Here is a 13,403-nt window from a genome sequence, read left to right as displayed (position 1 = left end):
CACCGCGGTCATGGAGCACAATCCCGGTTCCCCGGGGGACCAGGATCCCCAACAGCTGGAATTGCCGGATCTGCCCCGCGTACGACGGCGCCCCGAGGCCCGACGGGCCGCGGGGCACAGCCACACACCGGCTTACCTGGCGGAGACCGATCCCGTGGCCCGCGTGATCGTCGATTCACCGGTTCCGCACCTGGACCGCCCGTTCGACTACGGGGTTCCCAAGGATCTCGCGGAGGCGGCCCAGCCCGGCACCCGGGTGCGGGTCCGCTTCGGAGGCCGGCAACTGCAGGGGTGGCTGATCGAACGGACCGACCAATCAGAGGTCCCGCGGGAGCGCCTGCAACCGCTGATCCGGGTGCAGTCCGAACTGCCCGTGCTGACCCCGGCCACGCTCGAGATTGCCCGCGCCGTGGCCGCACGATGTGCCGGGTTGGTCTCCGACGTCCTGCGCGCCGCGGTTCCTCCGCGCGTGGCCTCCGTCGAGAAGCAGGTCGTCAAAGCGGCCGCGGACACGGCCGAGACGGAGGACTCGGACGCGACGGCAGAGAAGCCGGACCAAGACTTGGTCCCTGTGGTGGAAGCCCCGTCCCTCGCCGAATCGGCCTGGACCCTGTACGACGGCGGTGACACAGTTCTGGAACGCCTCGGCCAGCAGCCAGACACGGATTCCCCCGGGGAGCCCGTCAGGGCTGTGTTCCAGGCGTTGCCGTCGCATCCCGAGCACACGGCGGTGGACCTGGTGGCCCAGGCAGTCGCCGCCACGCGGTCAGCCGGGCGGGGGGCCGTCGTCGTCGTTCCGGATGCCAAGACCCTGGACCGTGTGCAGGCAGCCGTCGAGGCCCTGGTGCCGTCCGAGGACGTTGCCCGCCTGCACAGCGACGACAAGCCCACCCCGCGGTACCGGGCGTTCGTGCAGGTGCTGCAGGGGCATCGGCGTGTGGCGTTGGGGACTCGCCCCGCTGTGTGGGCGCCGGTCAAGGACGCGGGGCTCGTCGTCGTGATGGACGACGGGGATTCGAGTCTCACGGAGCGGCGCGCCCCGTACCATCACGCCCGTGACGTCGCACTGGTGCGGGCCGAGCAGGAGAACCTGTCGCTGCTGCTCGTGGGGCATTCCGTGACCCCGGAGGCCCAACGACTGGTGGACACCGGCTGGGCGCTGCCGGTCCGCGCGGATCGTGAGACCCTGCGCGCCAACATGCCCAGGATCGTGGCCACCGCGGATTCCTGGCACCGTGAACGCGACTCCCTGGCGGGCCGTGCGCGGCTCCCGGAGACGGCCTTCCGGGTGGCTCGGGAGGCCTTGGAGGACGGGCCGGTCCTGGTCCAGGTGGCCCGCGCCGGATACGCCCCCACGATCGCCTGCGAACGCTGCCGTACCCCCGCCAGGTGCACGGCGTGCGACGGCCCCCTCACCCTGCCACGCAGCGGTGGCCGACCGACCTGCGGCTGGTGTTCTCGTGAGGCCCTGGCCTGGAGCTGTTCGGTGTGCGAGCACCGACGGTGGCGGATGTCCAGCGTGGGTTCGCAACGCACGGCGGAAGAACTCGGGCGGGCCTTCCCGCAGGTGCCGGTCATCAACTCCTCCGGGGAGAGGATCCGCCGGGTCATCGACGACGAACCCGCCCTGGTGGTTGCGACTCCCGGCGCAGAACCGTGGGTGGAGGGACGCTACCGCGCGGCACTGCTGTTGGACGGGGACCGCATGCTCTCCCGCCCGGGTCTGCGTTCCGAGGAGGAGACGTTGCGACGGTGGTTCGACGCTGCGGCCCTGGTGCGTCGCGGTGCGGACGGAGGGTCCGTCGTGGTGACCTCCGAGCACGAACACGCCGTGAACACGCTGGTGCGCTGGGATCCCGCGGGGCATGCCATCCGGGAGCTGGCCGAACGCCGGACCCTGCTCCTGCCTCCGGCGGTCCGCTCCGCGGCGTTGACGGGCACGGTCGCGGCGGTCCAGGAGTTCTTGGCGTTGGCTGCTCTGCCCGATCAGGTGCGGGTGATCGGGCCGGCCCCCGTCGATCCGGGAGCGGTCGAGGCCATCACGGGGGAGGCGCCCACGTCCTTGCTCGGGGAATCCGCGGGCGCAACGGGTGCCGAAGGATCCTCCGGCGCCGGGCGCCAGGACGAGCAGCACCGCGCCTTGCTGTTCTTCGGCTACGGCATAGCCCGAGAGGTCACGGCCAGGCTGCGTGCCGTGCGCAGCGAAACCTCCGCATTGCGCCGTTTCGGCCCGGTGCACGTCCGGTGCGACATCGCCGATCTCCTGTGAGGAGCGGCTCTAGTCACGCGCGAGGCGGTCGTACCTGACCCGGTCCACCACGCCGAGCAGTTCCCTGGCCGACTCTTCCCAGGACGTGCGGCGTGCGATCCGCAACCCGTCGGTGATCCGCTCCCGGGCCACGTCGCCGTCGTCCAGCCCCCGGATCGCTGCGGCAAATCCCTGATGATCCCCCGCGGGCACGTAGGCCGCGGCTTCCGCACACACCTCGTGGAAGATGGGGATGTCCGTGCACACCACGGGAGTTCCCGCGCACAGGGCCTCCATGAGCGGAAGCCCGTACCCCTCGGCCCGGGAGGCGTGGACCAGGGCGGTCGCGTCCTCGAGCAACCGTCGGTAGGCGCCGTCGTCCAGCCCGTCGTGGAAGACCGACCGCGCGTCGGGGGCGAGGGCCGTGAGTTCGCTGCGCCGTCGCTCGGACACCGGTGAGACCAGGTGCAGCTCGTGGTCGGGGAGTGCCGCGGCTGCCCGAACCAGGGTCTCGACGTCCTTGTAGGGCATGAACGACCCCATGTAGACCAGCTTGCGGGGGGTCTTGGAACGGTGGTCCCAGGATTCCGTGGCCTCACCGGCGTCGCGGATGCTGCTGCGCGCCGCTGCATTGGGCACCACGAACAGCGGACGCCGGGTCAGTTCCCAGTCCCGGATCAGTGCGGCGGAGGTCTGGGACACGGTGACGACGGCGTCGGCCCGGTTCAGCGCCACGCGCTGCGGCCACGGGGACTTGTGGAACAGCCGCCACCCGGCGCGCACGGGGGCGGGGAGGTTCTGCGGAGGGTCGGGATGTTCGTAGTAGATCAGGTCGTGCAGGGTCAGGATCAGACCGAAACGACGGCGCAACGCCCCCATGGTCTGCATGGGGGAGAAGACCACGTCCGGGCGGTGTCGGTTCAACAGCCGGCCCGTGAGGACTTCACCCGCGGACACCGGATCGGGACCCATGAACCAGCGGAGGTCCGGCAGCTTGTCGAGCTGACGGGGGTCGGAGACCATCAGCTCGACGTCGAGATCCGGGCGGGATTCCAGAATGTTGGCCAGCCCGTGACACAGGCCCGCCGTGTAGCGGGAGATGCCGTCGTGGCGACCCACTCTGACGTAGCGGGCGTCGATCACGAACCGGGTGAAGTCGGCGGCCGGCACTACTCAGTCCTCGCGGCGGCGCTTGACCACCGGCAGCAGCTGGGTCAGCTGGGACGTGTTGGGCTTGGCCGTGTCCAGCGGTGGGAGCTCGTCGTGGATCTCCACCGGCTCCGGGTCCGGGCTGGTCAGAAACTCATCCACCCATGCCGCGACTTCCGGGGCCTTCTCGTAGTGGATGAGGTGCCCGACGTCGGGTAACTGTTCCTCCCGTCGCCGTCTGATCCAGGCCGCCATCCGGCGCTGGGACTCCGGTGACCCCATGGGGTCCCGCCCACCCGTGATCAGGAGTACCGGCATGGTGAGAAGCGGCGCCACTTCGGCCACGGTCCGGGAGATCGAGGAGACGTAGGCTTCGCGGATCACGCGCTTCTCGGCGTAACTGCCGAAGTAGGCGCGGTGCTGGTTGACGATGTATTCGCGCAGTTCCGGATCCTGCGTGGTGGTCAGTTCCCGGCTCATGATGTCCGTCGCGGTGTTGCTGCGCAGGAGTTTGTCGCCCAACCCGAAAGGCAGCTTGGACCCGAGGCTGTAGTACGTGTCGGCGACCTGGGAGGCCCACACGCGGTCACTGGTCAGTGCCGGTTCGCTGATCGGGTTCACCAGGATCAGCCGCTGCACCATGGCGGGGGACTCCGCGGCCAGGTGAGCGGCCACGACGGATCCGAAACTGTGCCCCAGCAACGCGACCCCGTGATCCGACTCGGGGTTCACCGCCCCGTCGGTCAAGCGCTGGATGAAGGAACGCAGAAACCGGACGTAGTTGGCCACGTTGTGCCGGCCGGCACCGTCGGCGCCGCCCGTCTCCGCAGTGCCCTCAGCCTCCGGCGGGAAGGGCTCGGACCGTCCGAAGCCCGGCAGATCGGGGATGACGACGTGGTACCGGTCGCGCAGGGCATCGGCGATGAGTTGTAGGCCGTGGTGGTCGCCGCGAAAACCGTGAACCATGACCAGAAGGGGCTTGGGGCGTGCGTCGACGTCGTAGAACCAGTACCGGACCTTGTAGCCGTCCATCCGCATGCTGCGTCGTTCAGCTGTCGGGTTCTCCAGCATGGATTCCTCTCCTGGTGGGTGCCTTCGATCGTGAGCCTGCATCCCGGATCGGGGGTCGATGACCGTCCCGGGGCTGCCCCGATCAGTCTAGGTCCCGGCTTCCCGGAGGGCGCGTTCCGGCTCCGGGCGGAATCGGCGCTGCCCCGCTAGACTGGCGCGGTTGGACGGCCCGGCAGGTCGCCCAGGCAGCGACGGACACAGCTTGAAGGCGAGGCACGTGAGCACTCAGCAGGAATCCACCTCCACCGAATTCTCCGCGGGAACCGACATCTCCGACGAACCGGCGCAGGTGTGGAACGCCCAGGAGCTCGAAGCTCGTTGGGGCGGATGGTGGGAGGAACAGGGCGTGTTCCGCCCGCTCGACGACGGCTCCAAGCCACGCCGCTACGTGCTCGACATGTTCCCGTACCCGTCGGGAGACCTGCACATGGGCCACGCGGAGGCCTTCGCGATGGGCGACGTCGTCACGCGGTACTGGATGCAGCGTGGTTTTGACGTCATGCACCCGATCGGTTGGGACTCCTTCGGCCTCCCGGCCGAGAACGCGGCCATCAAGCGCAACGCCCACCCTGCGGAGTGGACGTACAAGAACATCGAGACCCAGAAGGCCTCCTTCAAGCGGTACGGCATCGCCGTGGACTGGGACCGCGAACTGCACACCTCGGATCCCGAGTACTACCGGTGGACCCAGTGGCTGTTCCAGCAGTTTTACGAGCGCGGGCTGGCCTACCGCAAGAACTCACCGGTCAACTGGTGCCCCAAGGACCAGACCGTGCTGGCCAACGAGCAGGTCGTGGACGGCGCCTGCGAACGCTGCCACACGCCCGTGACCAAGAAGGCCCTGAACCAGTGGTACTTCCGGATCACGGACTACGCGGACCGTTTGCTGGACGACATGGCCGAACTCGAGGGCAACTGGCCCGACCGCGTGCTGGCCATGCAGCGCAACTGGATCGGGCGTTCGCAGGGCGCCCACGTGAACTTCGTGGTCGAAGCCCTCCAGGGCACCGGTACCGACGGTGAGGGGGCCGAGCGCACCGTCACGGTATTCACCACGCGCCCGGACACTCTCTACGGGGCCTCGTTCTTCGTGGTCGCCGCCGACGCGGACCTGGCCGAAGAGCTCGTCGCCCCCGAACACGCGGAGGAGCTGGCCGCCTACCGGGAACAGGTCAAGGCCCTCTCCGACATCGAACGGCAGTCCACCGAGCGCGAGAAGACCGGTGTCTTCCTGGGGCGCTACGCGATCAACCCGCTCAACGGGGAGAAGCTGCCCGTGTGGGCCGCCGATTACGTCCTCTCCGACTACGGCACCGGCGCGATCATGGCCGTCCCGGCCCACGACCAGCGTGACCTCGACTTCGCCAAGACCTTCGACCTGCCCGTGCGGGTGGTCGTCGACACGGGGGAGGAGGACCCCGCGGAGACCGGTGTGGCCACCTCCGGTGAGGGTGCGCTCATCAACTCCGGGCCGCTGGACGGGCTGACCAAGTCCGAGGCCATCGCCAAGGCCGTGGAGATCGTCGAATCCGCGGGCACGGGCGAGGCCACCGTGAACTTCCGCCTCCGGGACTGGCTGCTGTCCAGGCAGCGGTTCTGGGGCGCCCCGATTCCGATCATCCACTGCGATGCCTGCGGCGAGGTTCCGGTACCCGAGGACCAGCTGCCCGTTCGCCTGCCCGATGACCTCCGTGGCGAACAGCTCGCACCCAAGGGGCAGTCGCCGCTGGCGGCCGCCACGGACTGGGTCCACGTGGCCTGCCCGAGCTGTGGTGCGCCCGCAAAGCGCGACACGGACACGATGGACACGTTCGTCGACTCGTCCTGGTACTTCCTGCGCTACGTCTCGCCCAACGACGACACCGCCGCCTTCGATCCCGACGCCGTGCGGCGCTGGGGCCAGGTGGATCAGTACGTGGGCGGCGTGGAACACGCCATCCTGCACCTGCTCTACGCGCGCTTCTTCACCAAGGTCCTTCACGACATGGGCCTGATCGAGCACACCGAACCGTTCAAACGTCTGCTCAACCAGGGGCAGGTGCTCAACGGGGGCAAGGCCATGTCCAAGTCCCTGGGCAACGGTGTGGACCTCGGCGAACAGCTCGACGAATTCGGCGTGGATGCCGTGCGCCTGACCATGGTCTTCGCCTCCCCGCCGGAGGACGACGTCGACTGGGCCGATGTGTCCCCGGGCGGTGCCCAGAAGTTCCTGGCCCGTGCCTGGCGACTGGCCCAGGACGTGACCTCGCCTCGGGGAGCTGACCCCGCCCAGGGTGCGGTGGATGTTCGTCAGACCACGCACCGTGCGGTGGCAGAGGCGTCGTCGTCCCTGGATAACCACAAGTTCAACGTGGTCATCGCCAAGACCATGGAACTGGTCAACGTCCTGCGCAAGGCCATCGACTCCGGGGCAGGCGCGGCCGATCCCGCCGTGCGCGAGGGCGTGGAGGCCGTGGCGGTCCTGCTGTCGCTCGTCGCCCCGTACACCGCGGAGGACATGTGGCACACGCTGGGCCACGACGACGCCGTGCTGCGTGCCGGGTGGCCCACGGTGGACGAGGCGTTGCTGGTCGACGACACGATCACCGCGATCGTGCAGATCAAGGGCAAGGTCAAGGACCGCCTGGAGGTGCCGGCGGACATCACCGAATCCGAACTGGAGGCCAAGGCGCTGGAATCCGAGGTCATCAAGGGCCTCATCGGCGACGCCCCTGTCCGCAAGGTCATCGTCCGAGCGCCCAAACTCGTCAACATCGTGGTCTGAGATGCGCAAGATCGCGGTCGTCACGGACGACGCCGCCGCACTGCCGGGAGACTGGCCCGCCGCGCCCCAGGGCGTGACGGGGGCCAGTTCCCCCGCGGAAGGACTCGCGGTGGTCGGCATGCCGGTGATGGTCGACGACCAGATCTTCCCGCTGGACGAGCCCGAACTTCCCCGGTCCCTCCTGGTGGCCTTGGCCGAGGTCCGGAAGGTCACGACCTCGCGCCCGTCACCGGGGCAGTTCCGCCGGGTGTACGCCGAACTCGAGGAGCAGGGTTTCGACGGGATCGTGTCCGTCCACCTGTCCTCGGAACTGTCCGGGACGGTGTCCTCGGCGCGGATCGGGCGGCAGTCGATCGGGATTCCCGTGACCGTGGTGGATTCGCGAACGGTGGCCATGGACCAGGGATACGGCGTCATGGCGGCCTGGGAGGCTGCCGGTAGGGGCGCCGACCAGGAGACGGTGGTCAAAGCGGCCCGTGAGGGCTCGCGCAACACACTGTTGCTGTACGTTCCCACGCTCGAACAGCTCCGGCGGGGCGGCCGACTTGCGCCCTCCATCGCCCGCATCGGCTCGGTCCTCCAGGTCAAGCCGTTGTTGACCGTCAAGGACGGTCGTCTGGCCCTGCTGGAGATGCCGCGCACGGCGGTCAAGGCCAAGTCTCGCTTCCTGAAACTGGCGACGGCGGCGCTGGACGCGGTGGACGAGGACCCCGAGATCGTGGTCCATCACCTCTCGGATCCGGGAACCGCGCACGACCTCGGGGCGGAGATCGCCGAGTCTCGCGGGGGCGGTGAGCAGGTGTCCGTGGTCGTCTCGGAGGTTCCTCCCGTCCTGGCGGCCCATGTGGGCATCGGGGTGCGCGCGGTGGTCGTCCGCAGGCAGGCTTCGGAGACTCCACAGGAGGACTGAGTCCAGGGCATCGGGAGGATCCGTCCTCACGTCCCGCCCCGTGAAGCCGGCGGCCCGTGCCGGTGGTCGACTGTGCGGCATGAGCCCCGTGAGCCACCGAGGTCGTCGACGTCTCGACCCAACCGAACCGGTCGAACGACTGCGCGGTCTGCTGGCGGAGGACATCGATCACGCCGGGCCCGAGTCACCGACCGAAGAGTTCGCGTCCGAAACCTCGGGGACCCAAGACTCTGCATTCTCAGGCCCCGACGTTCCCGCGGTGGACGACACAGGTGCGGAGTTCCCAGAACCGAACGACCCACCCGAACAGTGGCGAACCCCGTTGCGTTGGCGGCTGCCGTGGCCGGCGCTGCTGATGGCGGGTCTGGCCGTGGCCGCCGTGGTGGCAACCGTCCTGTTCCGCGTGCTGGGAGCAGACGGTGGTGCGGTGACCGGAACTCCGGAGAAAACTGCCCCGTCGGAGGCCTTCGTGACCCAGGGTGCGGCCGTCCCTGAATCAGCTGGTGTGGCACTACCGGGTGTTTCGCCCGGCGGTGACGGTCAGGACCTCGTCGTTCACGTGGTGGGTGAGGTCCGGAAGCCCGGAGTGGTGGAGGTTGCCCAAGGGGCGCGGGTGAGCGACGCGGTGGAAGCCGCCGGAGGGCTCACGGACGCGGCCGTCGTGGACGGCGTGAACCTTGCCGCCCCGGTGAGTGACGGCGCGCAGGTGGCCATCCCCGATGCGGCCGAAGCAGCGGCTGCTCGGACTCGGCCGCCGGCTCCCGTGTCCGGCACCGCTGGGTCCGGGACGGCAGGTGCGTCCGGTTCCGAGGGAGCGGTGGCCGCAGGGCAGCCCCCGGCGGTGAACACGGAGGCAGACACGGAGGCAGGCACGGCCGGTCTGGTGAATCTCAACACCGCCACGGTCGCCGAACTCGAAGAGCTTCCGAAAGTTGGTCCAGTTCTGGCCCAGCGCATCGTGGACCACCGCGACCAAGTGGGCGGCTTCCGTAGCGTGGCGGAACTCGACGACGTGGGCGGCATCGGGCCGGCCATGATGACCGCGCTGGAACCACTGGTCACCGTATGAGGGACCTCCTTCGGCGAGGCCTCGACCGCTTCGCACAGTGGCCGGAAAGGAGCGCCGCTCGGCGTTGGGAACGTAGTGAACGCGACCGCGTGGCGGTTCGGGCGACGAGAGACGTCCGGGTGGTCCCTGTGGCGGTCACCGCCTGGGCCACCGCGCTGGTGACGGTTCAACATTCCGTGTCCCCGTGGGCCGTCGTGGCCATCGGACTGGGCGCAGTTCTGGTCCTGAGCATGATCCTGGGGCTGACTTCGGCGCTGGTGCATCGGGTGCCGCGGCACCGGGTCCGCTCGATTCTGGTGACGGCATTGACCTGCACATTGGTCGCATCCGGGGTCGGCGTCGCCGCCTGGGGGCAGGGCGTGGACGCCGAACGCAGCAGAGAGGTGGTCTTCGGCGGCGACGGGGTCGCTTCGGAGCAGGGTGGACAGGCGGTGCGAGTGTCCCTGCACATTCGTGACCGTCCCAATCGCTGGTTCGGGTCCGACCCCTTCCGCGGCCGTGAGTCCGGAGAGGGCAGTACCGGGGTGGTCGTGCCCGTCACCCTCGACGACGGAGCGCAGGCCACCGTCATGGCATCCGACACCCGGTGGTCCACGGTCCGGACCGGCGATCTGGTGGAGGCAGTGGTTGACGAGGTGCCCTCCGGGACGTCGGAACTGGTGCTCAGGGCACACGGACCGCCGTCGGTGGATCCTCAGGAAGCTGCCGCGGGGGCCACCCGCGGGGCCGCCTCCGAAAGTCACCTGGAACGCACCAAGTCACGGTTCATGGCCGCCGCCGTCGCCCGCGGCACGGATGCAGCAGGGCTGTTCCCGGGAATGACCTACGGGGACCGCTCGGGCTTGGACCCAGCCCTCGAACAGGCGATGAGGGACACCGGTCTCACGCACCTCACGGCCGTCTCCGGTTCGAACTGCGCGTTGGTGATGGTGCTGGCCGGGCACATGGCACTGACCATCGGCGCACGACGTCGGGTGTGTGTCCTTGCGGGATTGGTGGCCCTCGGGGTGTTCGTTCTGTTGGTCGGACCGGATGCCTCGGTCCTGAGGGCCGGTGTGATGGGGGCCATCTCGGCGATCGGCATCCTCGTCGGCCGTGGACGTACATCCCTGGCGCTGTTGAGCACCGCCGTCGCGGGACTGCTGTTGGTGGATCCCAGCTTGGGGCAGGACTTCGGATTCGCACTGTCCGTGTGCGCCACGGCCGGGATCGTGATCACCGGTCGACCGCTCATCCGCGTGCTGGACAGGTGGCTGCCTACGGTCGTTTCCACCCTGATCGCCATTCCAGTGGTTGCCCAGCTCTGGTGCGCGCCCGTCCTGACCTTGTTGACCTCCGCTGTTCCCGCGTGGTCGGTACCCGCCAATGCCGTGGTCGCACCGCTGGTGCCCGTGATCACGATTCTGGGGCTCACCGCGTTGGTGACCTTTGGAATCGGTGGGGCCGTCGCACAGGCCCTTGGCGACGCCCTCGTGTGGGCGGGAACCTGGCCGGTCGAGGCGGTTGCCTTCTGTGCACGATTCTTCGCGAGCCTTCCGGGTGCCGTCATTCCTTGGTGGGATCCACCCGCCGGACCACTGGCCATGACTGCGGTCTCCACGCTTCAGATCGCGGTGATTCACGTGTTGGACCGGCGAACCTCGGTCCGTATCAGTGCAGGGAGTGTCGATTCCGCACGGGTCGAGGCTCCTGTTGACGAAGCGGTGTGGCGGGCCGTGACGTCGTCGCGCCACCGGTGGCGCATCGTCTCCTGGATCGTCACGCTCGTGTGCGTCGTGTGCCTGATCGGAGTGGTGCTGGTCCGACCGACGCCCAGGGAGGACTGGAGGGCGTTGATCTGCGACGTGGGGCAGGGGGACGCCCTGTTGCTCAAGGGTGGATTCGAGCCGAGGGCCACCACCGTCTTGATCGACGCCGGGCCCGATCCCCGTTCGGTCCGGACCTGCCTTCGGCGAGCCGGGGTGAAAAAACTTGACCTCCTGATCCTCACCCACGACCACGCGGATCACGTGGCCGGTGCCCAGAACCTGGCGCAGGAGGTTGAGATTGATCGCGTGTGGTGGTCCAGCGGCACCGGCCGTCCGCCGGTGGAACTCAGCGGATGGGGGATGCCCCAAGAAACACCGACGCCGGGCCGGGTGGTGCAAGCCCCCGGCCTGCGCATCGAGGTGCTTGGGCCCCTCGAACAACCCGTTGCGGCGGTCGATTCACGCGGGGAGAACAACGCGTCCCTGGCGGTGCGGGTGGACCTCACCGACACGGCGGCGGACACCGACATCACCTCCGAAACCGACACGGGCGTTAGCCTGTTGGCCGCCGGAGACCTCGAGGAGGAGGGGGCTCAACGCCTCATCTCGCGACACGGTTCCCAACCGCACGGACCGCTCGATGTCGACGTCCTCAAGGTCTCCCACCACGGCGCTCGCAACGGGGGTACGGACCTGATCGACGCCGCCTCGCCCAGCCTGGCGCTCATTTCGGTGGGGGAGGACAACGACTACGGCCACCCGACGCCGGAGATCCTCCAGCACCTTGCTGACGCCGAGGTTCCCGTGGCTCGCACTGACCAGCTGGGCACTGTCGGGCTCTACCCGGACGGTGAGGGCGTCACCGCGGAGCCCTTCCCGTAGCGGGGGTGGTCTCACGTCCTGTGTCGTCCGTGATCTGTGCGATTCTTGAGCCATGCCTCCACGCAAACGCCCTGCCGCCGCTCCCACGGGCCCGAGTTGGCGGGACGTGGAACCATCCCCTTTGATCCTGCTGACCGGCAAGGAGGACTACCTGGCAGCGCGTGCCGTGGACCGCATCCGCTCGATGGTCAAGGAGGCCAACGGCGGGGTGGAATTCACGCGCGTGGACGCGGCGACCTACGGCGCCGGCCAACTGTCCGTACTTGCCAGCCCCTCGCTGTTCGACGACGCCAAGGTCATCGTGGTCGAGGACCTGGCCCAGATGAACGACGACCTCCTCCAAGACGCCTTGGCCTATGTCCAGCAACCGGACTCGGACGTCGTCGTCGTCTTCGCCCACAGCGGTGGGACCCGCGGCAAGAAGCTGCTGGATGCCCTCAAGGCGACGGCCGTCGTCGTCGAATGTGCGCCCCTGAAGAACGACCGGGACAAAGTCGACTTCGTCCGCCACGAATTCCGCGTCCACGGACGCACGATCGACCCCGACGCCGCCCGAGCGCTGACCGAGGCCGTGGGCACGTCCACCTCCGAACTGGCCGCGGCCTGCGCTCAACTGCTCTCCGACGGCCCCGACCACGTGACTTACGACGACGTCGACACCTACTACGGCGGGCGCGTCGAGGCCACGGCCTTCAAGGTGGCCGACGCCGCGCTGGCCGGGCGCTCCGAAATCGCCCTCAAGCTGTGGCGGCAGGCCCTGGACACAGGCACCGACCCCGTGCCGATGGTGGCCGCCCTGGCCTCCAAGGTGCGGCTCGTCGCAGCGGTCCACGGCGTACGCGGCTCCGCCCACCAACTGGCCGGGCAGGTCGGTGCCGCACCGTGGCAGGTCGAACGGGCCCAGCAGGAGACCCGCCGATTCGAACAAGCCGACCTGGTCGCTGCACTACGAGCGCTCGCGGAGGCCGACGCCCAGGTCAAGGGCGAGTCCAAGGACGCCGCCTACGCCGTGGAACGGGCCATCACCACCATCGCACTGTCCGGACGCCACGCGATCTGACCCTTGGGAACCTCCCGGCGAGACCTCCGAAACGGCCCGTCCGGCACCGCGAATCGGGCCGTTTCGGAGGTCTCGGCGGTGGTGACCGGGCCGTCACACAAGGAAGGAGCCCCTCACCCTCGAACGGGTGCGGGGCTCCTTCGAGCGTCCGAGAGGACTCAGGCCATCTTGTTGACGCGGGCAGCCAGGCCGGACTTCTTGTTCGCGGCGTTGTTCTTGTGCAGAACACCCTTCGACACGGCCTTGTCGTACTTGCGGGAGACCTCGCGCAGGGCGGTGGCCGCTGCGTCCTTGTCACCGGAAGCGACGGCGGCGTCGAGGCGACGCACGTAGGTCTTCAGTTCGGACTTGTAAGCGTTGTTGCGCAGACGAGCCTTCTCGTTGGTGAGAATGCGCTTCTTCTGGGACTTGATGTTTGCCACAGATGACTCCTTTGAGTGAGCGTTGATCGGTCAGTGAGGGCAAACGGACGGTGTCGCCGACTGAGACGTGAGAGTGGGGA

9 protein-coding genes are annotated in these 13,403 nt (G+C 68.7%); 6 read left to right on the top strand and 3 right to left on the bottom strand.

Annotated features, from left to right (window positions below; translation table 11 throughout):
• The first annotated feature begins 10 nt into the window (after positions 1–10).
• On the top strand, positions 11–2,269 hold the full coding sequence (locus tag GWK18_RS00590; RefSeq protein ID WP_166832469.1) for a primosomal protein N': 2,259 nt from the start codon (positions 11–13) through the stop codon (positions 2,267–2,269).
• Positions 2,270–2,278: 9 nt separating this feature from the next.
• On the opposite strand, the gene GWK18_RS00585 is transcribed toward GWK18_RS00590, so the two are convergent.
• Positions 2,279–3,418, bottom strand: a complete 1,140-nt coding sequence (locus tag GWK18_RS00585; protein WP_166832467.1) for a glycosyltransferase family 1 protein — start codon at positions 3,416–3,418, stop codon at positions 2,279–2,281.
• 3 nt (positions 3,419–3,421) lie between these two features.
• Positions 3,422–4,468, bottom strand: a complete 1,047-nt coding sequence (locus GWK18_RS00580; RefSeq protein ID WP_123824158.1) for an alpha/beta hydrolase — start codon at positions 4,466–4,468, stop codon at positions 3,422–3,424.
• Positions 4,469–4,736: 268 nt separating this feature from the next.
• Between GWK18_RS00580 and leuS the strand changes: the two genes are divergently transcribed.
• The 5 genes from leuS to holA all read left to right on the top strand — a co-directional run bounded on the left by leuS (position 4,737) and on the right by holA (position 12,901).
• Positions 4,737–7,232: a leucine--tRNA ligase gene (gene leuS / locus GWK18_RS00575; RefSeq protein ID WP_233568637.1), complete on the top strand. Its 2,496-nt coding sequence runs from the start codon at positions 4,737–4,739 to the stop codon at positions 7,230–7,232.
• Between the two features lies 1 nt (position 7,233).
• Positions 7,234–8,142, top strand: coding sequence for a DegV family protein (locus GWK18_RS00570; protein ID WP_123824162.1), 909 nt, complete (start codon positions 7,234–7,236; stop codon positions 8,140–8,142).
• Between the two features lie 79 nt (positions 8,143–8,221).
• Positions 8,222–9,211 carry a ComEA family DNA-binding protein gene (locus tag GWK18_RS00565; protein ID WP_158609465.1) on the top strand — a complete coding sequence of 330 codons (990 nt, stop codon included), beginning with the start codon at positions 8,222–8,224 and terminating at the stop codon, positions 9,209–9,211.
• A gap of 128 nt (positions 9,212–9,339) precedes the next feature.
• Complete coding sequence (locus tag GWK18_RS00560; RefSeq protein WP_158609467.1) at positions 9,340–11,841, top strand: ComEC/Rec2 family competence protein; 2,502 nt, start codon at positions 9,340–9,342, stop codon at positions 11,839–11,841.
• A gap of 52 nt (positions 11,842–11,893) precedes the next feature.
• Positions 11,894–12,901 (top strand): DNA polymerase III subunit delta, encoded by a 1,008-nt coding sequence (gene holA, locus GWK18_RS00555; RefSeq protein WP_123824168.1) that lies wholly within the window; start codon positions 11,894–11,896, stop codon positions 12,899–12,901.
• Positions 12,902–13,059: 158 nt separating this feature from the next.
• Here the strand turns inward: holA and rpsT are convergent, their stop codons facing one another.
• Positions 13,060–13,323 (bottom strand): 30S ribosomal protein S20, encoded by a 264-nt coding sequence (gene rpsT / locus GWK18_RS00550; RefSeq protein ID WP_123824170.1) that lies wholly within the window; start codon positions 13,321–13,323, stop codon positions 13,060–13,062.
• Positions 13,324–13,403: the final 80 nt, after the last annotated feature.

The sequence above is a fragment of the Kocuria sp. JC486 genome, assembly GCF_011602805.1.
Taxonomy (GTDB): Bacteria; Actinomycetota; Actinomycetes; order Actinomycetales; family Micrococcaceae; genus Kocuria; species Kocuria soli.
The sequence above is the reverse complement of the archived record's forward strand: the minus strand, read 5'-3'. Positions and strand labels throughout refer to the sequence as shown.

Bases quoted from the DNA above. Each gene is read 5' to 3' on its own strand.
- holA (WP_123824168.1), top strand. From the start codon at position 11,894: ATGCCTCCACGCAAACGCCCTGCCGCCGCTCCCACGGGCCCGAGTTGG.
- GWK18_RS00580 (WP_123824158.1), bottom strand. From the start codon at position 4,468: ATGCTGGAGAACCCGACAGCTGAACGACGCAGCATGCGGATGGACGGC.
- GWK18_RS00590 (WP_166832469.1), top strand. From the start codon at position 11: ATGGAGCACAATCCCGGTTCCCCGGGGGACCAGGATCCCCAACAGCTG.
- GWK18_RS00570 (WP_123824162.1), top strand. From the start codon at position 7,234: ATGCGCAAGATCGCGGTCGTCACGGACGACGCCGCCGCACTGCCGGGA.
- GWK18_RS00565 (WP_158609465.1), top strand. From the start codon at position 8,222: ATGAGCCCCGTGAGCCACCGAGGTCGTCGACGTCTCGACCCAACCGAA.